The organism is Streptococcus sp. 27098_8_69 (assembly GCF_041432445.1).
Lineage (GTDB): Bacteria > Bacillota > Bacilli > Lactobacillales > Streptococcaceae > Streptococcus.
In genome coordinates this window covers 1-25205 of sequence record NZ_JAPVZO010000020.1, presented here as the reverse complement: position 1 = coordinate 25205, position 25205 = coordinate 1, and the positions used below count along the sequence as shown (strand labels likewise).

The 25205-nt window shown below is 40.7% G+C and carries 20 protein-coding genes; 18 read left to right on the top strand and 2 right to left on the bottom strand.

Annotation, left to right across the window (positions count from 1 at the left end):
- Positions 1 to 18 precede the first annotated feature (18 nt).
- From O3658_RS07660 to purB, 7 genes are all read left to right on the top strand, one after another.
- Positions 19 to 483 carry a GNAT family N-acetyltransferase gene (locus tag O3658_RS07660; RefSeq protein ID WP_371560548.1) on the top strand — a complete coding sequence of 155 codons (465 nt, stop codon included), beginning with the start codon at positions 19 to 21 and terminating at the stop codon, positions 481 to 483.
- A gap of 1 nt (position 484) precedes the next feature.
- On the top strand, positions 485 to 2032 hold the full coding sequence (purH, locus tag O3658_RS07655) for a bifunctional phosphoribosylaminoimidazolecarboxamide formyltransferase/IMP cyclohydrolase (protein ID WP_371560546.1): 1548 nt from the start codon (positions 485 to 487) through the stop codon (positions 2030 to 2032).
- 121 nt (positions 2033 to 2153) lie between these two features.
- Positions 2154 to 3419, top strand: a complete 1266-nt coding sequence (gene purD / locus O3658_RS07650) for a phosphoribosylamine--glycine ligase (RefSeq protein ID WP_371560544.1) — start codon at positions 2154 to 2156, stop codon at positions 3417 to 3419.
- Positions 3420 to 3619: 200 nt separating this feature from the next.
- A complete protein-coding gene (gene purE / locus O3658_RS07645; RefSeq protein WP_223339126.1) occupies positions 3620 to 4108 on the top strand; it encodes a 5-(carboxyamino)imidazole ribonucleotide mutase in 489 nt (162 codons plus the stop codon).
- Positions 4095 to 5186, top strand: a complete 1092-nt coding sequence (purK, locus tag O3658_RS07640; protein WP_263284469.1) for a 5-(carboxyamino)imidazole ribonucleotide synthase — start codon at positions 4095 to 4097, stop codon at positions 5184 to 5186. The genes purE and purK overlap by 14 nt, the downstream gene beginning before the upstream one ends.
- A gap of 449 nt (positions 5187 to 5635) precedes the next feature.
- Positions 5636 to 6466 (top strand): hypothetical protein, encoded by an 831-nt coding sequence (locus tag O3658_RS07635; RefSeq protein ID WP_371560541.1) that lies wholly within the window; start codon positions 5636 to 5638, stop codon positions 6464 to 6466.
- Positions 6467 to 6472: 6 nt separating this feature from the next.
- Positions 6473 to 7771, top strand: coding sequence for an adenylosuccinate lyase (gene purB, locus O3658_RS07630; protein WP_371560539.1), 1299 nt, complete (start codon positions 6473 to 6475; stop codon positions 7769 to 7771).
- Positions 7772 to 7817: 46 nt separating this feature from the next.
- Here purB and strH read toward each other — a convergent pair whose 3' ends face one another.
- A complete protein-coding gene (strH, locus tag O3658_RS07625) occupies positions 7818 to 11645 on the bottom strand; it encodes an LPXTG-anchored beta-N-acetylhexosaminidase StrH (protein WP_371560537.1) in 3828 nt (1275 codons plus the stop codon).
- Between the two features lie 271 nt (positions 11646 to 11916).
- Positions 11917 to 12633 (bottom strand): GntR family transcriptional regulator, encoded by a 717-nt coding sequence (locus tag O3658_RS07620; protein ID WP_045762517.1) that lies wholly within the window; start codon positions 12631 to 12633, stop codon positions 11917 to 11919.
- 324 nt (positions 12634 to 12957) lie between these two features.
- On the opposite strand from O3658_RS07620, the gene O3658_RS07615 reads away from it, so the two are divergent.
- From O3658_RS07615 to O3658_RS07565, 11 genes are all read left to right on the top strand, one after another.
- Positions 12958 to 14745: a beta-galactosidase family protein gene (locus O3658_RS07615; RefSeq protein ID WP_371560535.1), complete on the top strand. Its 1788-nt coding sequence runs from the start codon at positions 12958 to 12960 to the stop codon at positions 14743 to 14745.
- The gene (locus O3658_RS07610) at positions 14742 to 15218 is read left to right on the top strand and encodes a PTS system mannose/fructose/N-acetylgalactosamine-transporter subunit IIB (RefSeq protein ID WP_000156977.1); all 477 of its coding nucleotides are present in this window, start codon (positions 14742 to 14744) and stop codon (positions 15216 to 15218) included. Before O3658_RS07615 ends, O3658_RS07610 begins: the two co-directional genes overlap by 4 nt.
- Before the next feature lie 26 nt (positions 15219 to 15244).
- Entirely contained in the window at positions 15245 to 16150 is a 906-nt protein-coding gene (locus O3658_RS07605) for a PTS mannose/fructose/sorbose/N-acetylgalactosamine transporter subunit IIC (RefSeq protein ID WP_000616985.1), read from the top strand.
- Positions 16137 to 16958: a PTS system mannose/fructose/sorbose family transporter subunit IID gene (locus O3658_RS07600; protein WP_049509363.1), complete on the top strand. Its 822-nt coding sequence runs from the start codon at positions 16137 to 16139 to the stop codon at positions 16956 to 16958. The genes O3658_RS07605 and O3658_RS07600 overlap by 14 nt, the downstream gene beginning before the upstream one ends.
- A 3-nt stretch (positions 16959 to 16961) precedes the next feature.
- Entirely contained in the window at positions 16962 to 17366 is a 405-nt protein-coding gene (locus O3658_RS07595) for a PTS sugar transporter subunit IIA (RefSeq protein ID WP_075229687.1), read from the top strand.
- 118 nt (positions 17367 to 17484) lie between these two features.
- Positions 17485 to 18651 (top strand): SIS domain-containing protein, encoded by a 1167-nt coding sequence (locus O3658_RS07590; RefSeq protein ID WP_371560531.1) that lies wholly within the window; start codon positions 17485 to 17487, stop codon positions 18649 to 18651.
- Between the two features lie 10 nt (positions 18652 to 18661).
- Positions 18662 to 19657 carry a tagatose-bisphosphate aldolase gene (lacD, locus tag O3658_RS07585; protein ID WP_371560529.1) on the top strand — a complete coding sequence of 332 codons (996 nt, stop codon included), beginning with the start codon at positions 18662 to 18664 and terminating at the stop codon, positions 19655 to 19657.
- A 146-nt stretch (positions 19658 to 19803) separates the two neighbouring features.
- Positions 19804 to 20841, top strand: a complete 1038-nt coding sequence (locus O3658_RS07580) for an aldose epimerase family protein (protein WP_371560527.1) — start codon at positions 19804 to 19806, stop codon at positions 20839 to 20841.
- Positions 20842 to 21386: 545 nt separating this feature from the next.
- Positions 21387 to 22874: a glycosyltransferase gene (locus O3658_RS07575; RefSeq protein WP_075232298.1), complete on the top strand. Its 1488-nt coding sequence runs from the start codon at positions 21387 to 21389 to the stop codon at positions 22872 to 22874.
- Positions 22875 to 22881: 7 nt separating this feature from the next.
- On the top strand, positions 22882 to 24102 hold the full coding sequence (locus tag O3658_RS07570; RefSeq protein ID WP_371560524.1) for a hypothetical protein: 1221 nt from the start codon (positions 22882 to 22884) through the stop codon (positions 24100 to 24102).
- A gap of 120 nt (positions 24103 to 24222) precedes the next feature.
- A complete protein-coding gene (locus O3658_RS07565) occupies positions 24223 to 25101 on the top strand; it encodes a glycosyltransferase family 2 protein (RefSeq protein WP_371560523.1) in 879 nt (292 codons plus the stop codon).
- The last annotated feature ends 104 nt before the right edge of the window (positions 25102 to 25205 follow it).

Here is a 25205-nt window from a genome sequence, read left to right as displayed (position 1 = left end):
ATATTGCTAGGAGAAAAAATGATTGAGATAAAATTAGTAGATGAGAACAGTTTTCAGGCAGTGCTGGATTTGAAAATATCTGAAGCTGATGAACGAGCACGTTTCGTGGCTCCAAATGTACGCTCTTTAGCTGACGCATGGCTCTACCGAGAGAATGGGGATGTGTTTCCAATGGCAATCTATTGGAATAAGCTTGTAGTTGGTTTTCTCCTGTTGGAAATAGATAAGGATGAAGCGGAATACTTCATCTGGAGGATAATGATTGGCCAGCAGTACCAAGGAAGAGGTTATGGACGAAAAGCCTTGGAAGTTTTGATCAAAAAGGCTCAGATGGATAGCACTTGCAATCATATTATCGCAGATTATGTGGTTGGAAATGAAAAAATGAAGCACCTACTGACTAGTTTGGGTTTTCAGGAAACAGAATTTATAGAAGAAAATAACGAAGTCGCTATGCGCTTGGATCTAAAGAAAGAGGAATAGAATGACGAAAAAGGCCTTAATCAGCGTCTCAGACAAAGCGGGCATCGTTGAATTTGCCCAAGAACTTAAAAAACTTGGTTGGGATCTCATCTCGACAGGTGGGACCAAGGTTGCCCTTGATAATGCTGGTGTTGATACCATTGCTATCGACGATGTGACTGGTTTCCCAGAGATGATGGATGGTCGTGTGAAGACCCTTCACCCAAATATCCACGGTGGTCTTCTTGCTCGTCGTGATCTCGATAGTCACCTAGAGGCTGCTAAGGACAACAAGATTGAATTGATCGACCTTGTTGTGGTCAACCTTTACCCATTCAAGGAAACGATTCTTAAACCAGACGTGACTTACGCTGATGCAGTTGAAAACATCGATATCGGTGGTCCATCTATGCTTCGTTCTGCAGCGAAGAACCACGCTAGCGTCACAGTTGTGGTAGATCCTGCTGACTACGCTGTAGTTTTGGACGAATTGGCAGCAAACGGTGAAACCTCTTACGAAACTCGCCAACGTTTGGCAGCAAAAGTATTCCGTCACACAGCGGCTTACGATGCCTTGATTGCAGAATACTTCACAGCTCAAGTGGGTGAAAGCAAACCTGAAAAACTCACTTTGACCTATGACCTTAAGCAACCAATGCGTTACGGTGAAAACCCTCAACAAGACGCAGACTTCTATCAAAAAGGTTTGCCAACAGCTTACTCAATTGCTTCAGCTAAACAGCTTAACGGTAAAGAATTGTCATTCAACAATATCCGTGATGCTGATGCCGCTATCCGTATCATTCGTGATTTCAAAGATCGTCCAACAGTTGTGGCTCTCAAACACATGAACCCATGTGGGATCGGTCAAGCTGATGATATCGAAACTGCTTGGGACTACGCTTATGAGTCTGACCCAGTTTCTATCTTCGGTGGTATTGTCGTTCTCAACCGTGAAGTGGATGCTGCGACAGCACAAAAAATGCACGGTGTTTTCCTTGAAATCATCATTGCGCCAAGCTATACAGATGAAGCGCTTGAAATCTTGACAACTAAGAAGAAAAACTTGCGCATCCTAGCCTTGCCATTTGATGCTCAAGACGCTAGCGAAGCAGAAGCAGAATACACAGGTGTTGTTGGTGGTCTCCTCGTTCAAAACCAAGACGTGGTCAAAGAAAGTCCAGCTGACTGGCAAGTGGTGACCAAACGTCAACCAACTGAGACAGAAGCGACAGCTCTTGAGTTTGCTTGGAAAGCTATCAAGTACGTCAAATCAAACGGGATCATCGTGACTAATGACCACATGACACTTGGTGTTGGCCCAGGTCAAACCAACCGTGTGGCTTCCGTCCGCATCGCTATTGACCAAGCTAAAGACCGCCTTGACGGCGCTGTTCTTGCTTCAGATGCCTTCTTCCCATTTGCAGATAATGTGGAAGAAATCGCCAAAGCAGGTATTAAAGCGATCATCCAACCGGGTGGATCAGTCCGTGACCAAGAGTCTATCGAAGCTGCTGATAAATACGGCTTGACTATGGTCTTCACAGGAGTAAGACATTTTAGACATTAAGAAAACGAAAGGGAAGAAAACAGTTTCTTTCCTTTTTTGCTTAAAAAAGCTTAACGAAACAAGATTAAAACGAACGTTTATGATATAATGTTAGTAAATAATTCGCAAAAGAGGTTGAGAGATGAAACTGTTAGTTGTTGGCTCAGGTGGTCGTGAGCACGCGATTGCCAAAAAGTTGTTGAAGTCTAAAGACGTTGAGCAAGTTTTTGTGGCTCCTGGGAATGACGGGATGACCTTAGATGGACTTGATTTGGTAAATATCTCTATTTCCGAACATTCTAAGCTGATTGACTTCGCAAAAGTCAACGATATTGCTTGGACCTTTATCGGTCCAGATGATGCCCTTGCAGCTGGTATCGTGGATGATTTCAATGCAGCTGGTCTCAAAGCCTTTGGTCCGACAAAGGCTGCGGCTGAGCTGGAGTGGTCCAAGGATTTTGCCAAGGAAATCATGGTCAAATACGACGTTCCGACAGCAGCCTATGCCACATTTTCAGATTTCGAGGAAGCCAAAGTTTATATCGAGGAGAAAGGCGCTCCAATCGTCGTCAAGGCAGACGGATTGGCGCTTGGGAAAGGTGTCGTTGTTGCTGAAACGGTTGAGCAAGCGGTCGAAGCTGCTCACGAGATGCTTTTGGACAATAAATTTGGGGACTCTGGTGCGCGTGTGGTCATCGAGGAATTCCTTGACGGGGAAGAGTTCTCTCTCTTTGCCTTTGTCAATGGTGACAAGTTCTACATTATGCCAACGGCTCAGGACCACAAACGTGCTTATGATGGTGATAAAGGTCCTAACACTGGTGGGATGGGTGCCTATGCGCCAGTTCCTCACTTGCCACAGAGCGTGGTTGACACAGCGGTTGACACTATTGTCAAGCCAGTTCTTGAAGGTATGATTAAAGAAGGACGTCCTTACCTTGGTGTCCTTTATGCGGGGCTAATCTTGACAGCTGATGGACCGAAAGTCATCGAGTTCAACTCTCGTTTTGGCGATCCTGAAACGCAAATAATCTTACCTCGTTTGACATCTGACTTTGCAGAAAACATCACTGACATTTTGGATGGCAAAAAGCCAGCCATCACTTGGACGGACAAGGGGGTGACACTAGGCGTGGTTGTAGCTTCAAATGGCTATCCACTTGCTTATGAGAAGGGTGTCAAACTTCCAGCCAAGACAGAGGGCGACATCATCACTTACTATGCTGGTGCTAAATTCGCTGAAAATGGTCAAGACCTCCTCTCAAACGGCGGACGCGTCTATATGCTCGTCACAACAGCAGACACCGTCAAAGACGGCCAAAATATCATCTACCAAGAACTCTCCCAACAAAAAACAGAAGGCCTCTTCTATCGAAATGACATTGGAAGCAAAGCGTTAAAAGATTAACAGATACTATATTTGACAATGGCGAGCGAAAGCGAGCCAAACACGATATTGGTCGCCGTGGTGAAAAGACCAGAACAGCATCTGTTCTGGTCGGGGGAAACTTTGAGACTTGGGCTCAAAGTTTAGGAATGAAACCGAAGGTTTGCTTCCGTCCCCACCACCTAAGACCATTATCAAAAAAGAAAAGGATATTATTAACTATGAAACCAGTAATTTCCATCATCATGGGCTCAAAGTCCGACTGGACAACCATGCAAAAAACAGCAGAAGTCCTAGACCGCTTCGGTGTAGCCTACGAAAAGAAAGTTGTTTCCGCACACCGTACACCAGACCTCATGTTCAAACATGCGGAAGAAGCACGTAGTCGTGGCATTAAAGTCATCATCGCTGGTGCGGGTGGCGCTGCCCACTTGCCAGGGATGGTTGCTGCAAAAACAACCCTTCCAGTCATCGGGGTGCCTGTCAAATCACGTGCCCTTAGTGGCGTGGACTCGCTCTATTCTATCGTACAGATGCCAGGTGGTGTGCCTGTCGCAACTATGGCTATTGGTGAAGCGGGTGCTACTAATGCTGCCCTTTTTGCCCTCCGTCTCCTGTCAGTAGAGGACCAGGCCATTGCGACAGCTTTGGCAGATTTCGCAGAAGAGCAAGGAAAAATCGCAGAGGAGTCTACAAATGAGCTCAACTAAAACCATTGGAATTATCGGTGGTGGCCAGCTCGGTCAGATGATGGCCATTTCTGCTATCTACATGGGTCACAAGGTTATCGCGCTGGATCCTGCAGTGGATTGTCCGGCCTCTCGCGTGGCGGAGATTATCGTGGCTCCTTATAATGATGTGGACGCTCTTCGCCAGTTGGCGGAGCGTTGCGATGTCCTCACTTATGAGTTTGAAAATGTGGATGCCGACGGTTTGGATGCTGTTATCAAGGATGGGCAACTCCCTCAAGGAACGGACTTGCTCCGCATTTCTCAAAATCGCATTTTTGAAAAGGACTTTCTCGCAAACAAGGCTCAAGTCACCGTTGCACCTTACAAGGTTGTGACCTCAAGTCAAGACTTGGCAGATATTGACCTATCGAAAAACTATGTCCTCAAGACGGCGACCGGTGGCTATGATGGGCATGGACAAAAGGTTATTCGTTCAGAAGCAGACTTGGAAGAAGCTTATTCACTAGCAGATTCAGCAGGCTGCGTCTTGGAAGAATTCGTCAATTTTGACCTTGAAATTTCTGTCATTGTATCAGGAAATGGCAAGGACGTGACGGTTTTCCCAGTTCAGGAAAATATCCACCGCAACAACATCCTCTCAAAAACCATTGTACCTGCTCGCATTTCTGAAAGTCTAGCTGAAAAAGCCAAAGCTATGGCTGTGCGAATTGCTGAACAACTAAACCTTTCTGGAACCCTTTGCGTGGAAATGTTTGCGACAGCTGATGACATCATTGTCAACGAAATCGCGCCACGTCCACACAATTCAGGCCATTACTCGATTGAAGCTTGTGACTTCTCCCAGTTTGATACCCATATCTTGGGCGTTCTCGGAGCACCACTCCCAGCAATTCACCTTCATGCTCCTGCTGTTATGCTCAATGTTCTCGGCCAACACGTCGAGGCTGCTGAAAAATATGTGACAGAAAATCCAAGCGCCCACCTCCATTTATATGGTAAAATAGAAGCGAAGCACAACCGCAAGATGGGACATGTAACTTTGTTTAGTGATGAACCGAATAAGGTTGAGGAGTTTGGGAAAGGGATTGATTTTTAATTTATGAATCTCACCCACTCTGTGTAGGAAGTCATACATTTTTCAGTTTGTGTCGAAAAGTAGAATTTTTAGGAGTATTAATGAATTGAGGTATAGTACTATGAAATGTGCAAACTGTGGTAATACTGATAGTAATCGATTGTGGGATGAAGGTGATACATTCTACTGCTCAAAGTGTGCGCACCGAACACTTTATGCAACAGGTGAGGATGACTTAGTGGAATGTCCATGTTGTCATAAAATGAGGGATAGAAAGGCCTTTTATTGTAGAAATTGTAATGATACTTGGTAGGGAGATTTTTTCAGGAATTTCAAATGACTATTTGCATATGTATTATTAACGAGAAAAAGCACAATCGCAAAATGGGACATGTGATTTTGTTTAGTGATGAACCGTATAAGGTTGAGGAGTTTGGGAAAGGGATTGATTGAAGAGGTTAGAGGAGGAAATGAGTAAAAAAGATACTTGGTTTAATAGATTAATCGTACTTTTTATATTGTATCGCTTGTTTTGTATCGATATCAAAATTTATAGTTTAAAAACATATATATTAAATGGTGAAATTTTGTCGAATCTGATAAGTGTATTAAATAGTGAGTTCTGGTCAAATCTTATAAGTGCATTAATTGGTGCAGTTGTGACTATTTTAGGTATCTATTGGACATTAGCTGTTCAGAAAAAACAGTCAAAAGTTGATTTACTAAATAGTCATAGACCTTACTTAAGGTATCGTATTTCGCTAGGTGTTTACCCATATCGAATTATTGATCAGAGGCAAAGGACGGCAGTTTTGGACTATGAAATCTGTAACTTTGATAGTTCTGATAAGCATTGTGTGATTTTTCCTCTAGATGTAGAGAATGTAGGTTTGGGACTTGCTTTCATTACGGATGTAAAAGCAGAAATTGATGGAAAAATACTAGACAAGGACAAAACATTTAGAGAAAAGATCATCAATAAAGGTGAAAATAGTGTGTTTTATATTAAAGTTCAAGGGGTGAGTCATGGAGAACTAAAAAATTTGAAACTCAAAATTACATATAAATCATTCTTTGGAGAATTTGAAACGGAGACAATCTCAATTGCGAAAAGGGAAGATGGTGAGCCTCAATGCTTTAATAGTGAATTTAAAGAAGGAACAGATTCCTATAAAGAATTGGAAAAATATTTTGAAAAAAAGAATATAAATAAAGATAATGATATAGAAAAATATAGGACTGCTACAGAAAAAGCTTTAGAAGAAGGATATATTGTAAAAGAATTAATTAAGGAGAACTAACTAACAATGATCGAACGTTACTCTCGCCCTGAGATGGCGAACATTTGGACTGAAGAAAATAAATACCGTGCTTGGCTTGAGGTGGAAATCTTGGCTGATGAAGCATGGGCTGAGTTGGGGGAAATCCCTAAGGAAGATGTGGCTTTGATCCGTGAAAAAGCGGACTTTGACATCGACCGTATTTTGGAAATTGAGCAGGAGACTCGTCACGATGTGGTGGCTTTCACGCGTGCGGTTTCTGAGACGCTTGGTGAAGAGCGTAAGTGGGTCCACTATGGTTTGACTTCTACTGACGTAGTCGATACTGCCTACGGTTACCTTTACAAGCAGGCCAACGACATCATTCGTCGTGACCTTGAAAACTTCCTCAATATCATCGCTGACAAAGCGAAAGAACACAAGTTCACTATCATGATGGGGCGTACCCATGGTGTGCACGCTGAGCCGACAACTTTTGGTCTTAAATTGGCAACTTGGTACAGCGAAATGAAACGTAACATCGAGCGTTTCGAGCATGCAGCTGCTGGCGTGGAGGCTGGTAAGATCTCTGGTGCGGTTGGTAACTTTGCCAACATACCACCATTCGTTGAAAAATACGTCTGCGACAAATTGGGTATCCGTGCTCAAGAAATCTCTACACAAGTCCTTCCTCGTGACCTTCACGCTGAGTACTTTGCAGTTCTTGCCAGCATCGCAACTTCTATCGAACGTATGGCGACTGAGATTCGTGGTCTTCAAAAATCAGAACAACGTGAAGTGGAAGAGTTCTTTGCCAAAGGGCAAAAAGGGTCTTCAGCAATGCCTCACAAACGTAACCCTATCGGTTCTGAAAACATGACAGGTCTTGCGCGTGTGATCCGTGGTCACATGATTACAGCCTATGAGAACGTCGCTCTCTGGCACGAACGTGATATCTCTCACTCATCAGCAGAGCGCATCATCGCACCAGATACAACCATTTTGATTGACTACATGCTTAACCGTTTCGGAAACATCGTTAAGAACTTGACAGTCTTCCCAGAAAATATGATCCGCAACATGAACTCTACATTTGGTTTGATCTTCAGCCAACGTGCCATGCTTGCTTTGATTGAAAAAGGGATGACGCGTGAGCAAGCTTACGACCTTGTTCAACCTAAGACAGCTCAATCTTGGGATAACCAAGTAGACTTCAAACCACTTCTTGAAGCAGATCCAGAAGTGACTTCACGCCTCACTCAAGAAGAAATCGACGAAATCTTTAACCCAACTTACTATACCAAACGTGTGGATGAGATCTTCGAACGCATCGGTTTGGGTGACTAATAATCACAATAAAAAGCGAGACTTTTGTCCCGCTTTTTATTTGTGCTTAATCTTTTTTCTTGCTAAGTCCGTAAGCTGTGAGAGCAGTCATAAGACCAGTAGCAATCAACCATTCTGAACCTTGGCTTCCTGTTTCAGGAAGTTTATTTTCTTTTGCTACAGGAGCTGGGCCTTGAGGAAGAGTTTTGTTTTCCTCAGCAGGAACAGATGCTGGAGCTGGTTCACTTGGAATTTCTAGTTTTGGTTTTTCTTCAGCGATAGCTGCTTGACCATGTTCATCACCAAGATGAGTGATAGGGTTACCAACTTCGATCACTTGAGCGACTGGTTCTTGAGCGACAACACTAGTAACCAATGTTTTAACTTCAGATCCATCAGCAGCAGTAGTCACAGAGTAGAAATGGCTACGACGACCGTTGATACCTGCAGTTACTAGACGAGTTTGTCCCTTAGGTAGTGAAGGAGTCTCGCGAGTGATGGTTGTAAATGGAATTTCTTCATCTTCGATGACTACACGAGGTTTATTTACAACAGGAGCTTGACCTTTTTCGTCTCCTACATGAGTTGTTAATGTTCCAACTTCGACAACTTGATTAACAGCTTCTTTCGTTACTTGTCTTTCAAGAACTGTTTCTGTTTGCTTGCCATTCTCAGTCACAACTGAAAGATAGATAGTCCGTTCACCTTTGACACCTTTAGTGATGACTTTCTCTTTTCCTGCTGGTAGGTTAGGATTTTCTTTCTTAACAATCTCAAACGGAATTTCTTCTGTCTTAACTAGAAGCTCTGGTCGGTTTTCAACTGTAGCAGCAGTTTCACTCTCATCAAGGCTTCCTGAGTGAGTTGCAGCTGGTTTGAGACCCAGTCTAGCAGCTTTGAGATTAGCTACAAGTGTGTCCAATTCAGCTTGTTTGTTACGATTGAGGTTGTAGTTAAGAGCGTCTTTAGCAGCCTTGAGAGCGTTGAGACTTTCTGTACTGTATCCTTCTAAGTTTTCAGGGATTTGAGCAAGTTCTTCGCGTAGTGCTTTGTAGTCAGCACGGAAGTAGTCTTTGTTGTGATCTGCAAAGGCAGTCATGAGTTCAAAGATTTCTTCTTCCTTGTATTCTGCGCTTGGTCTATCAGCCCAGATAGCTAACATACTACCAACAGTAGGTAGGTCAACTTCAGGATATTTAGTTGAAGCCAGCTGGTTAAATGGAGTTTTTTCAGTATTTTCAATAGCTTTCTTGAGGAAGCCACCACCATCTTCTGGTTTTTGACCGAGAATGTAGTACCAATCTCCATTCGTGTTAAGGAATTTGTACCCCTTACTTGCTAGATATTGAGGAGATGCAAGGTTGTAACCCCACCATCCTTTAGACCAGTAAGAGATGATAACGTCTTTATCAAATTCAACATCATCCTTGTCTTCATAGTAGAAGCCGTCGTTAAAGGCCATTGGTTGAAGACCTTTTTCTTTAGCCATGGCAGCTAGACTATTAGCGTATTCAGCAAATTTACCGTAGAGTCCATACCACTTGAGGTAGTACCAACCTTGAGCGTTGGTAGCGTCATTGGCATACTCATCTGTACCATAGTTAAAGATCTTAGTCTTGCCTGCAAAGAAGTCCATGTACTTGCCAATAAGGGCTTTTGTAAAGTTCATTGCTTCTTCGTTTTCAAGGTCCATAGTTGTTTTTGAAACCTTGTCAAAGTTAGCTTGAGGGTTTGCGATGCCCAATTTTTCCATAGCGACAAGCATAGCATCCATGTGACCTGGGCTATTGATAGCTGGGATTAGTCCAATACCTTTGTTTTTAGCATACTGGATAAGCTCAGTGATTTCAGCTTGGTTCAAAGTAGTTCCATTAGGATCATCGTAGTAAGATTTTGTTCCTTCGATGATGGCATTTTTCACATCGTCGCTTGCATAAGTCTTGCCGTTTGCTGAGATACTCATATCATCAAGTAAGAAGCGAAGTCCATCATTTCCAAGGAGGAGATGAAGGTCAGAGTATCCAAGTTCGCTGGCTTTGTCAACGATTCGTTTAAGTTGGTCTAGCGTGAAGTATTTACGACCAGCATCAATAGAGATAACCTTATTTTTAGCTAGTTTTTCAACTTCGCGTTTAGCATCTTCTTCTTTTTGAGCTTCTGGAGTGAAGGTCAAGTTAGCAACAGCTTCTTGGAGTTTTGCGATAGCTTGGTCAATAGTATCTTGTTCAGCACGGCTGAGGTTGCCATCAAGAGAACGAATGGCTTTTTCAGCTTCTTTAACGGCTGCAATACTTTCTTCTGTGTAGCGAGTAAGGTCTGTTGGAACTTCTTTCAGAGCTTGTTCAGCAGACTCGTAATCAGCAGCGAAATATTCAGCATTTGAGTTTGCGAATTGACGCATGAGTTTGAAGAGACGAGATGGAGAGTAGCGAGCAGATGGAGTATCAGCCCAAGCTGCTACCATACCACCGATAATAGGAACGTCAGCTCCTTCTGTTTTTGGTACAGAAGTGATCGGTGTGCTCTTAATGCCGTTCAATCCTTGATCAAGGTTGTACCAACCTTGTCCGTCAGCATTACGGCCGAGAACATAGTACCAAGCATCGTTAGTATTGAGGATTTCGTGTCCTTTTTCAGCTAGTAATTTAGAAGAAGCGACATCGTAACCGCCCCAGCCACCAGTCCACATAGAGACGATGATGTCCTTGTCAAAGGTACCAAAACTTGTATCGCTATTATAGTAGATACCGTCGTTGAAGGCCATTGGTTTTAGACCGTGAGATTTGACGATACGAGCTAGGTCATTAGCATAGGCGATGAATTTGTCATAGCCCTTGTCTGGGAATCCATCTTCTGGATACCATTTATAGGCTTGAAGAACGCTCCATCCTTTAGCATCCGTAGCATCGTTAGCGTACTCATCCAAACCGATGTTGAAGATTTCAGACTTACCAGCAAAGTAGCCGGCATACTTATCAATCAAAGCTTTTGTGAAGGCAACAGCTTTTTCATTGTCAAGGTCAACAGTACGCGCTGATTCTTTACCAAAATAGTTAAAGTTAGGCTTTTCAATACCCAATTCTTTCATAGCATTAAGGATAGCGTCCATGTGGCCAGGACTGTTAACAGATGGGATAAGTCCAATACCTTTATCCTTAGCATAGTTAATCAAGTCGGTCATTTGGCTTTCAGTTAGATGATTGCCGTTTGGATCGTTGTAGTAAGCATTGGTTCCATTTTCAACAGCGCGTTTGACATCATCGCTTGCATAAGTTTTGTCCCCTACAGTTAGAGACATGTCATCAAGCATAAAACGCAAGCCATCATTTCCGACTAGGAGATGAAGATCAGTATAGCCATAGTGTTTGGCTTTGTCGATGATTTCTTTCAGTTGTTCAGGAGAAAAGTATTTACGCCCTGCATCGATTGAAACGATTTTCTTTTTAGCCAGTTTTTCATTGACTTGAGTTGCTCTCTCTGTGGTGACTGCAGGAGCTTCAACTTTAGCAATTTCTTTGTTTTCTACCTTTTCTGGTTCTGGCTGCTTAGCTTCTTCAGTTACTTCTGGTTTTGCTGGAGTTTCTTCGGTTGCAACAGTTTTTTCTACGACAGGTGCAGGAGTAGCTTCAACTTTTGGTGCTTCAGTGTTTGCTACAGGTGTTGCTGGAGCTGCAGGAGCTACGGCTTCTGGTGTAGGACTAGTTTCAAGTTTTTCTTCGCTAGCCTGTGGAGACGATTCACCTGTAGCTTGGATAGTAGGTTGATTCTCTGTTGTAGTAGGTACGACTCCATCAGCGGCAACAGCTTGCGCATGAAAGGCAAAGCCGATCAAGACAGAAGCTGCTCCGATTGCGTATTTACGAATAGAGAAACGCTGTTTATTTTCTGGTTTCATTAAATAACCTCCTAATTTATTGTTTTGGTAGCGTTTTCACAAACTGATTTCATTGTATTATCTGAATCTAGTAAAGTCAAGTATTTTAATAAAATACCTATAAAAAATATAAGAAGTTATTTAATTTGAACTGCTTTTCAATTTTTACTCTGTTTTTAGTAAAATTTCTCCAAATTATAGTTTAAAGTCATTTGATATTTCCTACTAAAAGCTAGCGTGCTATAATGAAAAACAGAAAAGCCTGAAACGATTGTCTCAGACTTTTTAATGTTTAGTGATCGCGATCACATGAGATAAATTTAATCTTATAGAAATCAGAACGTTTGTAAGTTTCAATGTATTCCAACACTTGGCCAGTTGACTCAAGTTTAGTTGTCTTGGTTTGGAGAACAGTTGGGAACTGAGAGTCGATTCCTAGGATAGAAGCAGCATGTTCTGGAGTTGGAAATACAATTTCATTGATTTCTTCAAAATGCTCGTCGTTCATGTGAATGTGGTAGTCCAATTTGAAACGATTATAGATAGAACTATAGTATTCAAGATTTGGATAGTTTGCATTGATGTATTGTTCAGGGATATAAGATGTGTGGTAGATATAAGTAACACCGTTAGATTCACGGATACGTTCGATTTTGTAATAAAATTGATCGCCACGCAATCCCAATTTTTCTAAGTAGTTAAGATCGTTACCGCGTTCAATAGAAAGAACAGTGACTTTATCGTCCTTGGTTTCAAAAATTTCTACATCAGAAAATTCTACGAGTTTGTGCTTGCGAGCGCGAGCCACAAAGGTTCCTTTTCCTTGTTGGCGGACAATATAACCGTCTTTAGCAAGGTCGTTTAAGGCGCGAACAACAGTGATTGAACTTACGTCATACATTGCAATCAATTCTGCTTCAGTGTAGAACTTGTCGCCACTTGCAAATTGACCTGAAATGATTTTGTTTTTCAATTCGTCTTTGATATATTGATACTTTGGAATTGCCATATTTTCACCTCATTTTTTCCTTCTCCATCTTCGATTTTATCATAAATGGTTTGGAAATGATAGTAAATAATGTAAAAAAAATAAAATAATAGGCTAAGTGATTGACTTACATATTATTTACGGTTATAAACTCATACATTTATGCAATCTAGAACGAAAATATTTAAGAAAAAAATTTTTTACAAGAATTTTAGAAAACAATTCAGTAAAAAAAAGAAAAATTTTAAATAATTTTCGAAAAATCTATTGACAAGATGGATTCATTAGTTTATCATTTAATATAACAACAAATGAAAGCGCAAACGAAAAGTATGGGGTGGTAAAATGACAAGGTTTAAAATTGAGGATGATTTTTACCTAGATGGGGAACCATTCAAAATTTTATCTGGTGCCATTCATTATTTTAGAATTCCTGAAGAAGACTGGTATCATTCATTGTATAATCTCAAGGCTTTAGGCTTCAACACTGTTGAAACTTACGTCGCTTGGAATTTGCATGAGCCAACTGAAGGAAACTTCAATTTTGAAGGCAATCTTAATATTGAAAAATTTCTTCAGACAGCTCAGGACTTAGGCTTGTATGCTATTGTTCGACCATCTCCCTTTATCTGTTCAGAGTGGGAATTTGGTGGTTTACCAGCATGGCTTTTAACTAAAGACATGCGAATCCGTTCTTCTGATCCAGCCTTTGTTGAAATGGTAGGACGTTACTACGATCATTTACTTCCGCGTCTTGTTTCAAGATTGTTGGACAATGGTGGTAACATCCTCATGATGCAGGTTGAAAATGAGTACGGTTCATACGGTGAGGACAAGACCTACTTGCGTGAGATTCGCCGATTGATGGAAGAACGTTCAGTGACTTGTCCGCTCTTTACATCTGATGGTCCATGGCGAGCAACTCTGAAAGCTGGTACCTTGATTGAAGATGATCTCTTTGTGACAGGGAACTTTGGTTCAAAAGCTAACTTTAACTTCTCGCAAATGCAAGAGTTCTTTGATGAGTATGACAAGAAATGGCCACTCATGTGTATGGAATTCTGGGATGGATGGTTTAACCGATGGAAAGAACCAGTCATCACACGTGAGCCAGAGGAGTTAGCAGAAGCCGTACATGAGGTGCTAGAGCAAGGCTCTATCAACCTTTATATGTTCCACGGTGGAACTAACTTTGGTTTTATGAATGGTTGTTCAGCTCGAGGAACCATCGATTTACCACAAGTAACATCTTATGATTATGACGCTCTCCTTAATGAAGCTGGCAATCCAACTGCTAAATACATGGCAGTTAAGGAAATGATGGCGACTTACTATCCTGAGTATCCACAATTAGAACCGCTTTACAAAGAGAGCATGGAAGTTGAAAACATTCCACTGGTCGAGAAAGTTTCTCTCTTTGAAACCTTGGATAGCTTAACAAGTCCAATTGAGAGTCTCTATCCTAAGAAAATGGAAGAGTTGGGACAAAGCTACGGCTACCTACTCTATCGTACAGAAGCTAGTTGGGATGCAGAAGAAGAACGTATCCGTATCATTGACGGTCGAGACAGAGCTCAGCTATTTGTAGATGGTAAATGGGTCGCAACTCAGTACCAGACAGAAATTGGTGAGGACATCTTCTATCAAGGAGAAAAGAAAGCGCTCTCTCGTTTTGATGTTCTGGTAGAAAATATGGGGCGTGTCAATTACGGGCATAAGTTCCTAGCAGATACACAACGAAAAGGGATTCGTACAGGTGTCTGCAAAGATCTACACTTCATGCTGAACTGGGAACACTATCCGCTTCCACTAGATAATCCTGAAAAGATTGATTTCTCAAAAGGATGGACAGAAGGACAACCTGCCTTTTACGCCTTTGACTTTGAAGTTGAGGCTCCGAAGGACACCTACTTAGAACTATCTGAGTTTGGTAAAGGGATTGCCTATGTCAATGGCCATCATCTAGGTCGTTTCTGGAATGTTGGTCCAACCTTATCGCTTTATATTCCGCACAGCTATCTCAAAGAAGGTGCTAACCGCATCATTATCTTTGAAACTGAAGGGGAATATAAAGATCACATACACTTAACTCGTAAACCTACACTAAAACATATAAAGGGGGAAAATTTATGACAATTGTAGGATGCCGTATCGATGGACGTTTGATCCACGGACAAGTAGCAAACCTTTGGTCTGCTAAACTGAATGTTTCACGTATCATGGTCGTTGACAATGAAGTTGTTAATAACGACGTTGAAAAGAGCGGATTGAAACTTGCAACACCACCAGGTGTAAAACTTAGTATTTTGCCAGTTGAAAAAGCTGCAGCTAATATCCTTGCTGGAAAATATGATAGCCAACGTTTGTTTATCGTTGCTCGTAAACCAGACCGCTTCCTTGGATTAGTGGAAGCAGGGGTACCGCTTGAAGCAGTCAATGTTGGTAATATGTCTCAAACACCAGAAACACGTTCTATCACACGTTCAATCAACGTTGTAGATAAAGACGTAGAAGATTTCCACAAATTGGCGGAAAAAGGTGTTAAACTTACTGCTCAAATGGTTCCAAATGATCCAGTTTCAGACTTTTTGAGCTTATTAAAATAGGAAAAAATTTTTAGGAGGTCATTGTTATGATACAATGGTGGCAAATTTTACTTCTCACTTTGTACTCAGCTTATCAAATCTGTGATGAGTTGACGATCGTTTCTTCTGCAGGTTCCCCTGTATTCGCTGGTTTCATTACTGGTTTGATCATGGGAGATTTGACAACTGGTTTGTTTATCGGTGGTAGCTTGCAGTTGTTCGTACTTGGGGTAGGTACCTTTGGTGGTGCTTCTCGTATCGACGCAACTTCTGGTGCGGTTCTTGCGACTGCTTTCTCAGTTTCACAAGGTATCGAAACTGACCTTGCGATCACTACAATCGCTGTACCAGTAGCGGCACTTTTGACTTACTTCGACGTACTTGGTCGTATGACTACTACATTCTTCGCACACCGTATTGATGCTGCGATCGAACGCTTTGACTATAAAGCTATCGAACGTAACTACCTTCTTGGTGCGCTTCCATGGGCTGCTTCTCGTGCCCTTCCAGTATTCTTCGCGCTTGCTTTCGGTGGAGAATTCGTACAAGGTGTTGTAAACCTTGTTAAAGAATACCAATGGGTTGCAGACGGTTTGACTCTTGCAGGTCGTATGCTTCCAGGTCTTGGATTCGCTATCTTGCTTCGTTACCTTCCAGTTAAACGTAACCTTCACTACCTTGCTATGGGATTCGGTTTGACAGCTATGTTGACTGTACTTTACTCATACGTAACAGGTCTTGGTGGAGCAGTTGCTGGTATCATTGGCACTCTTCCTGCTGACGTTGCTGAAAAAATTGGCTTTGCAAACAACTTCAAAGGATTGTCTATGATCGGTATCTCTATCGTGGGTATCTTCCTTGCAGTTGTTCACTTCAAGAACAGCCAAAAAGTTGCTGTAGCAGCACCTTCTACACCATCAGAAAGTGGGGAAATTGAAGATGACGAATTCTAATTACAAATTAACAAAAGAAGATTTTAATCAAATTAACAAACGTAGCTTGTTCACTTTCCAATTGGGATGGAACTACGAGCGTATGCAAGCATCAGGTTACCTTTACATGATCTTGCCACAATTGCGTAAAATGTATGGAGATGGAACTCCTGAGTTGAAAGAAATGATGAAAGTTCATACTCAATTCTTCAACACTTCACCATTCTTCCACACAATCATCGCTGGTTTTGACCTTGCTATGGAAGAAAAAGATGGCGTTGGCTCAAAAGATGCGGTTAACGGTATCAAGACAGGTTTGATGGGACCATTCGCTCCTCTTGGAGATACAATCTTTGGTTCACTTGTACCTGCTATCATGGGATCTATCGCTGCAACAATGGCTATCGCTGGTCAACCTTGGGGTATCTTCCTTTGGATCGCAGTTGCAGTAGCGTATGACATCTTCCGTTGGAAACAATTGGAATTTGCATACAAAGAAGGGGTTAACCTTATCAACAACATGCAAAGCACTTTGACAGCTTTGATTGAAGCTGCATCTGTACTTGGTGTGTTCATGATGGGTGCTCTTGTAGCAACAATGATCAACTTTGAAATTTCATACAAATTGCCAATCGGTGAGAAAATGATTGACTTCCAAGATATCTTGAACTCAATCTTCCCACGCTTGCTTCCAGCAATCTTCACAGCATTCATCTTCTGGTTGCTTGGTAAGAAAGGTATGAACTCAACTAAAGCAATCGGTATCATCATTGCTCTTGCAGTTGGACTTTCATTCATCGGTAAATTTGTACTTGGAATGGGCGCATAATTTATGAGTAAATCATTGATTTTAGTGAGCCATGGACGTTTTTGTGAAGAACTAAAAGGTAGCACAGAAATGATTATGGGTCCACAGGATAACATTCATGCGGTAGCTCTTCTTCCAGAAGATGGACCAGAAGATTTCACTGCGAAATTTGAAGCTGCTGTCGAAGGTTTGGATGATTTCCTAGTCTTTGCTGACCTCCTTGGTGGAACACCATGTAACGTGGTGAGCCGCTTGATTATGGAAGGTCGTGACATCGAACTTTATGCAGGAATGAATCTTCCAATGGTGATTGAATTTATCAATGCAAGCCTAACTGGCGCTGATGCAGATTATAAAAATCGTGCTTCAGAGAGCATTGTCAAAGTTAATGATCTATTGGCTGGCTTCGATGACGATGAAGACGAATAAGGTGTAATAACAGAAATACTGTTAGAACACATTTCATAGAATATAAATGGGAATGGGGCTTACTCCCATTCCCATATTTTAAATAAAAAATAATATAATAATAGATTAGAGGAACTCAATGCTAGATTATACAAAAGAAGAATTGCTTGAGTTGGGGGCAGAAATCACAACACGTGAGATCTACCAACAACCAGATGTTTGGAAAGAAGCTTTTGAAACTTATCAAGAACGACGTGATGAAATTGCAGCTTTCTTGCAAGGAATTGCAGATAAGCATGACTATATCAAGGTTATCTTGACTGGCGCTGGAACTTCTGCTTATGTAGGGGATACTCTGGTTCCTTACTTTAAAGAAGTTTACGATGAGCGTAAATGGAACTTTAATGCTATTGCGACAACTGATATTGTAGCTAATCCACAAACTTATTTGAAAAAAGATGTAGCAACTGTTTTGGTATCATTTGCACGAAGCGGTAACTCACCTGAGAGTGTAGCAACAGTTGACTTGGCTAAGACCTTGGTTGATGAACTTTATCAAGTGACAATCACCTGTGCTGCTGAAGGAAAATTAGCTCTCCAAGCACATGGTGATGACCGCAACCTCTTGCTCTTGCAACCAGCTGCTTCTAACGATGCTGGCTTTGCTATGACATCAAGCTTTACGTCGATGATGTTGACAGCGCTCTTGGTATTTGATCCGACAGACTTTGCAGTTAAATCTGAGCGTTTTGAAGTATTGTCAACCCTTGCACGCAAAGTCCTTGACAATGTAGCAGATGTCAAAGAGTTGGTTGACCTCGACTTTAACCGAGTTATCTATCTTGGCGCTGGTCCTTACTTTGGACTTGCTCATGAAGCTCAGCTCAAGATTTTGGAACTGACAGCTGGTCAAGTAGCGACTATGTATGAAAGCCCAGTTGGCTTCCGTCACGGTCCAAAATCTTTGATCAATGAAGATACTGTAGTTTTGGTCTTTGGTTCTACAACAGACTATACTCGTAAGTACGACCTAGACTTGGTTCGTGAAGTTGCAGGCGATCAAATTGCTCGTCGTGTTGTTCTCTTGAGTGATCAAGCCTTTGGACTTGAAAATGTCAAAGAAGTAGCACTTGGATGCGGTGGCGTTTTAAATGATGTTTACCGTGTCTTCCCTTATATTGTTTACGGTCAATTATTTGCTCTCTTGACTTCGCTTAAGATTGGAAACAAACCTGATACACCATCACCAACAGGTACAGTAAACCGTGTAGTTCAAGGTGTCATTATTCACGAGTTTGAAAAATAAGGAGTTATTTATGAGTAAATTAACATTAAGCCCAAATAAACTTGCTTGCATGCAAAAACTCTCTGATGAGAATGGTATTATCTCAGCTCTTGCTTTTGACCAACGTGGTGCTTTGAAACGCCTCATGGCTCAATACCAAACAGAAGAGCCAACAGTAGCTCAAATGGAAGAACTTAAAGTTTTGGTTGCAGATGAATTGACTAAATATGCCTCATCTATGCTTCTTGACCCTGAGTATGGACTTCCAGCTACAAAAGCTCTTGATCCAAATGCTGGTCTTCTCCTTGCTTATGAAAAAACTGGATACGATACTACAAGCACTAAACGTTTGCCTGACTGCTTGGATGTTTGGTCTGCAAAACGTATCAAGGAACAAGGTGCAGATGCTGTTAAGTTCTTGCTTTACTATGACGTAGATAGCTCTGACGAACTTAATCAACAAAAACAAGCCTACATTGAACGTATTGGTTCTGAGTGTGTGGCAGAGGATATTCCATTCTTCCTTGAAATCTTGGCTTACGATGAAAAAATTGCTGACGCAGGTTCTGCAGAATACGCGAAAGTAAAACCACACAAGGTTATCGGTGCTATGAAAGTATTCTCTGACCCACGCTTTAACATCGATGTCTTGAAAGTGGAAGTTCCAGTTAACGTGAAATACGTTGAAGGATTTGGCGATGGAGAAATCGTTCATACTCGCGAAGAAGCAGCAGCCTTCTTCAAAGCTCAAGACGAAGCTACGAACTTGCCATACATCTACTTGAGTGCAGGTGTATCAGCTAAGCTTTTCCAAGAAACTCTTGTCTTTGCCCACGAATCAGGCGCAAACTTCAATGGTGTTCTTTGTGGACGCGCAACATGGGCTGGATCAGTCGAAGCATACATCAAAGATGGTGAAACAGCAGCTCGCGAATGGCTTCGTACAACTGGATTTGAAAACATCGATGAGCTTAACAAGGTTCTTCAAACAACAGCGACTTCATGGACTGAACGTGTAGAAGCATAGAACAGGAATAGTAGGAACCACTTTTGTTAAGAGAATATTTATGGTTTCTTGACAAAGGTGTCTGTAAATCATACAATAAAACCATAGAAAGTGGAGGCGCTTTCTATGGTTTGTTTACTTAATTGAATTAGAAAAAGGAGAGAAGGATGAAAGCATACACAGAACGTGTATTTGGGAAACTTGATGACAAGGATGTCCTAGCTTACCGTTTTGAAACGGAGGCAGGCTATCAACTGGAAATCATGACCTATGGTGCGACAATTTTACGTTATGTAACTCCAGATAAGGATGGGAACTTTGCCAATGTGATCCTAGGTTTTGACGATTTCGAAAGCTATGTTGGGAATAGCCCTAAACATGGAGCGAGTGTAGGTCCTGTTGCAGGTCGTATCGCAGGTGCGACTTTCGAACTTAATGGTAAGACCTATGATCTTGAAGTCAACAATGCTAGCAACTGTAACCACAGTGGCTCAACTGGTTGGGATTCTAGCTTGTTTGAGCTAGTTGAAGTGAATGATAATGGTTTGACTCTTTACACAGAAAGAGCAGACGGGACAGGAGGTTTCCCTGGAAATCTTAAGATCTGGATTAGCTACAATTTGGAAGAAAGTGGTGCCTACGAAGTTAGTTACAAGGTAACGACAGACCAGGATACCTTGGTCAATCCAACCAACCATAGCTACTTTAACTTATCTGGTGATTTCACGCAGACAGTTGACCGTCATGTCTTCCAATTAAACACAGAGGGGATTTATCCAATTGCTCCTGATGGTGTTCCAGCTAAAACCCCAGATGCTAATCGTGATGTGGTCAAACATATCTACAATGGTGCTTTGTTGAAGGATATATTTGCAGAAGAAGATGAGCAAATCCAACTCGTATCTGGTTTGGACCATCCATTTGCGCTACCTGCAGGACATGACAATGCTGGTTTCCTTTATGATCAAAACTCAGGTCGTTTCTTGCTCTTCAAGACAGAGGCTCCTTGCTTTGTGGTCTACACAGCAAACTTTGTGGATGAGAGTGTCATCATCTCTGGTCAGCCAATGATTCAGCACAATGGAATTGCTCTTGAGGCGCAAGCTTTACCAGATGCTATTCATAGCGACCTTAAAGATCAAGTCATTCTTAAAGCAGGTGAAACTTTCACCAGCAAAACACGTTACGAGCTTGTTGTGAAATAATGATTGTTTTCTGAGTAAACCTAGACTTTAACCGTTAGTTATTTACTAGCTGTTAGAATCTAGGTTTTTTGATTCTTGAAAAATAAGGAAATAATCTCAAGTTTAGAAGATAATTCTATATATCAAATATTCTTACTGAATAAAGATGATTGACTTATATTGATAGTTGAATGTGTCAATAATATCTAATAGATATATTTATATGATAGCTCTTTTGCTAAAAATAATGTATAATTAAAATGGAATAAATCTAGACTTTTGACTGAAAAATACTAGATTTTTATAAAGATTTTTGGGAAAAAACTCTCTTGCTTGCGAGATGGAACACTTGGAGTTTTTGATAATACTAGTAAGGACCCAACAGGAGGAAGTCAGATTTTTTCTTCACAAACTCCTGGAGTGATGGTAGTGGCGATTAAAGCTTACCTCAATTCGTTAGATAAATGAGAAAGTTTTAGTAGATAATCTAATCATTCGCTAGTTCACTTCTTTTATGGAGTCTATGATTTGATGCTTGTGATTAGAGTTTAGTTTGGAGTTAAAGAATGCTTTACACTTTTAATCTTATGGTGGGTTTAGAACCAAATGGTGTAGATGTTGCTCAAGCATATCGTGGGAAGGTTTTTCGCGACTTGGACCTTCCTGCCAGTTTTGTTTTTACACAGGTCCCTCCTCGATTTAAATGGGACTATTACCTTTCTTTGGGTCATCTTGAGGAAGAAATCCTATTAGCACATATGTTGTTGACAGATCAGCGTGATATGAGCTTGGGGATCCGTATAGATGATATGAAGCAGCTCTTACACCTGACTGCTGAATATAAGGAAAATAATTGTGAAGTGATTTTTCAAGAACAAGATGGTGTGACTACCATTCTACATAAAAACAGTCTAAAACCGGATTATGTGGATTATGTAGATTATTATGTATTTGGTCGTTTACTTCGTAGAGAACATTATGGTAAGAAAAAGCTGTTCACAGAATTTTTTACAGCAGTGGATGCTGGATTTGGTATAGTAGCTAGAGTTGTTCGCCGACTGTTTCATAATAGAGATGGTTCCATAGCCTTTGAAGAGATTAAGAAAGAACCAGGTGAGGATACTGAAGCAGTTTATCGGTGTGGATCGGAGTGGTTCTATAGTGAGTCTGAATTTTTAGAGCGAGCCTTATCAGAGTTGCAGTTTAGTAAAGAGGATCATGTATTTATTGATCGTCTAGAGAATCTTCCCTTCACATCACCTCTTTTACGTTTAAAAGGAGAAGCAAGATTATCCTGTGTTGTGCACTCTATTCATTATTGGGGAGATCAGATCAATTCTGAATACTATCACCTTTTTCAATATGCCGAGGAATTTGATGATATTTTAGTATCAACGCAATCACAGAAGGATGAATTGGAAAAACATTTAGCATTACTAGGGAAAACTGGTCAAGTTCGCGTTCTTCCAGTAGCTGCCCTAGAACAGTTGCAATTAGCTGATGAACGAAAACCTTATTCTGTGATGATTGCCGTGCGGTTTGAACGCCGAAAACGGTTAGACTTAGCAATCAAAGCCATCGTTGCTTTTCATGAAATTTTTCCAGACGTCAACTTAGATATCTATGGGCAAGGGATGCTATGGCAGGATATTGAAGCAGAGATTGCCAATCTAGGAGCACAAAATTATATCCATCTTAAGGGGCATCAGACAATTTCAAACCGTTTCAAAGAGTATGAACTTTATTTGGCTACCTCGGAATGGGAAACTTTTGGTATAACTTTATTAGAAGCAATTGGTTCTGGACAAGCTCTTGTTGGTTTAGATGTACCATATGGAAATCAGACCTTTATTCAAGAGGGTAAAAATGGTTATTTAGTTCCTTTTGCTGCTCGTTCGGATGAGGAAATTGTGGTTGATTTAACAAAAGCTTTAGAGAAAGCCTTCAAACAAATCAAACAGCTGAGGGAAGGATCTTACCGCTTGGCTGAAGAATATTTATCAGACCGCATAATAAAACAATGGTATGAATTTTTGACTAGAGAATGGAAATAAAAAAGAAATGATGTATTATTATCTGACAAGGGAATGGTCTTCAGATGACGATCGCCTAAAAAAAGATTTAGAACTTATGGGGAAGAATCTGAAATCATTAACGATTAACAATATTTTTACTAGTTTTTTTTCTAATCATGAAAGTTCAAATCCCTTACACATGACTCAACTTCCCTTACCTCGATTTTGGGAGGTTCTTTCTACAGGTGATATCGTAGCGGAAGGAAATAAAAAAGGGAAGATTTACTGCTATCCTCAGTGGCCACAAATGGTGGAGGTAGTCGAATGGTATGATAACAAAGGTATTTGTTGTGCAAAAGATCATTATGATTTATCGGGAACTTGTTTTCAGAGAGAAATTTGGAGTGGTGGAAAAAAAGAGATAGACATTTATGGTCAGGAAAATCAAGAGCAACTCTATCTTTTTTCATCTCATAATCGTGCACTTTATCGAGAAGCAAACGGTCGGGAACAGGGCCTTTCTTCAATTGATGAAGCAAGAAAACTGATTTTAGATAAACAATTATCTACAGGTGATTGTATAGTGTTATCGGATATAAGATTGCTTAGGGATATGCCTAACCTCTCATCTAATCAGATAATGTTTTATATAAGAGAAGAGTTATCTGTCGAAGATATTTCGTATTTAAAAGATCGTTGTGGGAAACTACTGACTCGAGATTTGAAATTAAAGACAGACAATATGAATCTTCCCCTGATTTATCTACCAACGTTTCTTGGGGCCTTTAGGGAGTTTCGCCCGCATATTTTAATTTTGACAGATACGCAAGAACTGGAGCAAATTGAGATACTTGTATCTGCCCTACCGAATTTTGAATTTCATATTGCTGCGCTAACAGTAATGGGAGGGCGTTTATTAGATTTGGATTGTCATGCAAATGTTCATCTCTACCCAGGCCTGTCTAGAGAGATATATGAGAAACTTTTACAAACGTGTAGCATTTATCTGGATATTTCTCATGCGCAGGAAATACTTGATGGTAGCCGTACAGCTCTTGAAAATGGCATGGTCCTTTATGCTTTTAAGGACACGTGTCACCAACCAGAGTTTTATGTTACTGACCATGTGTTTCCAAGGGATGGTGTAGCAGAGATGATTGACGAATTATCTCAACTTGTAAATCCAGAAAAATATCAATCTGCTTATGATAAACAAAAGATGAATCCGTACTTAGCGACAAAGGAAGATATGAGGTTTATCCTTTAACTTGTCGGATTACTGCTTCGAATTACTGTTTCAGTGTAGATAAAGTTGAGGATATGATTGTATCAATTCAGCGATATTTGAAGCACTTAGACTAAAAATTGAATAAAGAAAGAAATAAAAATGGAAAAAATAAGTGTTATCGTCCCCGTTTATATGTCAGAGGCCTATCTTGAAAAATGTTTAGATAGCATTCTTCAACAAACTTATCAAAATCTTGAAGTTATTTTAATCAATGATGGCTCAACTGATGGTTCGGCAGCTATTTGTCAGAGATATAAAAATCAAGATGCGCGTGTTAAGGTTTACCATAAACCGAATGGAGGAGTTGCTTCCAGTCGCAATCGTGCCTTGGAAGCTGTGACAGGTGATTACATTGTCTTTGTGGATAATGATGATTGGCTAGAGTTAGACCATATCCAAAGTCTTTATGATTTATTGAAAAAAACGGATGCAGATATTGCAATTGGTAATTTCACTCAATTTATTGAAGATCAGGGAAGTTTTTTAATCCATGTGGGTGCAGACAACTATTTTGAACAAGTATATAGCCCTTTTGATTGGTTCCATTATCAATATGATGGAAAGTATAATCTTAGTCAATGTTTTACAGTTCCGTGGGCGAAACTTTATAAAGCGGAGCTTTTCAAGGATATTGTCTATCCAACGGATCAGAAGGTAGAAGACGATTATACGACCTATAAGGTTTATCTTCAAGCAGATAAGATAGCCTATATGAATAAAGCTATATATATTCATAGAAAACGCTCCACAAGTGTAACGAGAACAGTTAATCTTGCAGATGTTTATCCGTTAAAGAGTATTGAAGAGCGTCTGACTATTTTGAATCTGATTGGGGCACCTCAGAAGTTGTTGGATAAGGAAATTCTGGCTTATAAATGGCGATTATCCATTCATGAAGAAGAAGCATTGAAACGTGGAGATATGGAAGCTTATCAACAGATTTTGGTGAAAAAAGCTATTGAGACCAAGCATCGGTGAGAGTGATAAGACTTATAGACTAGTTGATTAGAGAAAAATAATTAGTACAACTTATTGTAAAATAAAAAAATTCTCTGAAGACATAGGACTTCAGAGAATTTTTT

Coding starts and splice junctions, on each gene's coding strand:
- O3658_RS07595 (WP_075229687.1), top strand. CDS start 16,962: ATGAGTAAATCATTGATTTTAGTGAGCCATGGACGTTTTTGTGAAGAA.
- O3658_RS07600 (WP_049509363.1), top strand. CDS start 16,137: ATGACGAATTCTAATTACAAATTAACAAAAGAAGATTTTAATCAAATT.
- purK (WP_263284469.1), top strand. CDS start 4,095: ATGAGCTCAACTAAAACCATTGGAATTATCGGTGGTGGCCAGCTCGGT.
- O3658_RS07635 (WP_371560541.1), top strand. CDS start 5,636: ATGAGTAAAAAAGATACTTGGTTTAATAGATTAATCGTACTTTTTATA.
- purD (WP_371560544.1), top strand. CDS start 2,154: ATGAAACTGTTAGTTGTTGGCTCAGGTGGTCGTGAGCACGCGATTGCC.
- O3658_RS07580 (WP_371560527.1), top strand. CDS start 19,804: ATGAAAGCATACACAGAACGTGTATTTGGGAAACTTGATGACAAGGAT.
- purE (WP_223339126.1), top strand. CDS start 3,620: ATGAAACCAGTAATTTCCATCATCATGGGCTCAAAGTCCGACTGGACA.
- O3658_RS07615 (WP_371560535.1), top strand. CDS start 12,958: ATGACAAGGTTTAAAATTGAGGATGATTTTTACCTAGATGGGGAACCA.
- O3658_RS07590 (WP_371560531.1), top strand. CDS start 17,485: ATGCTAGATTATACAAAAGAAGAATTGCTTGAGTTGGGGGCAGAAATC.
- O3658_RS07570 (WP_371560524.1), top strand. CDS start 22,882: ATGATGTATTATTATCTGACAAGGGAATGGTCTTCAGATGACGATCGC.
- O3658_RS07620 (WP_045762517.1), bottom strand. CDS start 12,633: ATGGCAATTCCAAAGTATCAATATATCAAAGACGAATTGAAAAACAAA.
- purH (WP_371560546.1), top strand. CDS start 485: ATGACGAAAAAGGCCTTAATCAGCGTCTCAGACAAAGCGGGCATCGTT.
- O3658_RS07605 (WP_000616985.1), top strand. CDS start 15,245: ATGATACAATGGTGGCAAATTTTACTTCTCACTTTGTACTCAGCTTAT.
- O3658_RS07660 (WP_371560548.1), top strand. CDS start 19: ATGATTGAGATAAAATTAGTAGATGAGAACAGTTTTCAGGCAGTGCTG.
- purB (WP_371560539.1), top strand. CDS start 6,473: ATGATCGAACGTTACTCTCGCCCTGAGATGGCGAACATTTGGACTGAA.
- O3658_RS07565 (WP_371560523.1), top strand. CDS start 24,223: ATGGAAAAAATAAGTGTTATCGTCCCCGTTTATATGTCAGAGGCCTAT.
- lacD (WP_371560529.1), top strand. CDS start 18,662: ATGAGTAAATTAACATTAAGCCCAAATAAACTTGCTTGCATGCAAAAA.
- strH (WP_371560537.1), bottom strand. CDS start 11,645: ATGAAACCAGAAAATAAACAGCGTTTCTCTATTCGTAAATACGCAATC.
- O3658_RS07610 (WP_000156977.1), top strand. CDS start 14,742: ATGACAATTGTAGGATGCCGTATCGATGGACGTTTGATCCACGGACAA.
- O3658_RS07575 (WP_075232298.1), top strand. CDS start 21,387: ATGCTTTACACTTTTAATCTTATGGTGGGTTTAGAACCAAATGGTGTA.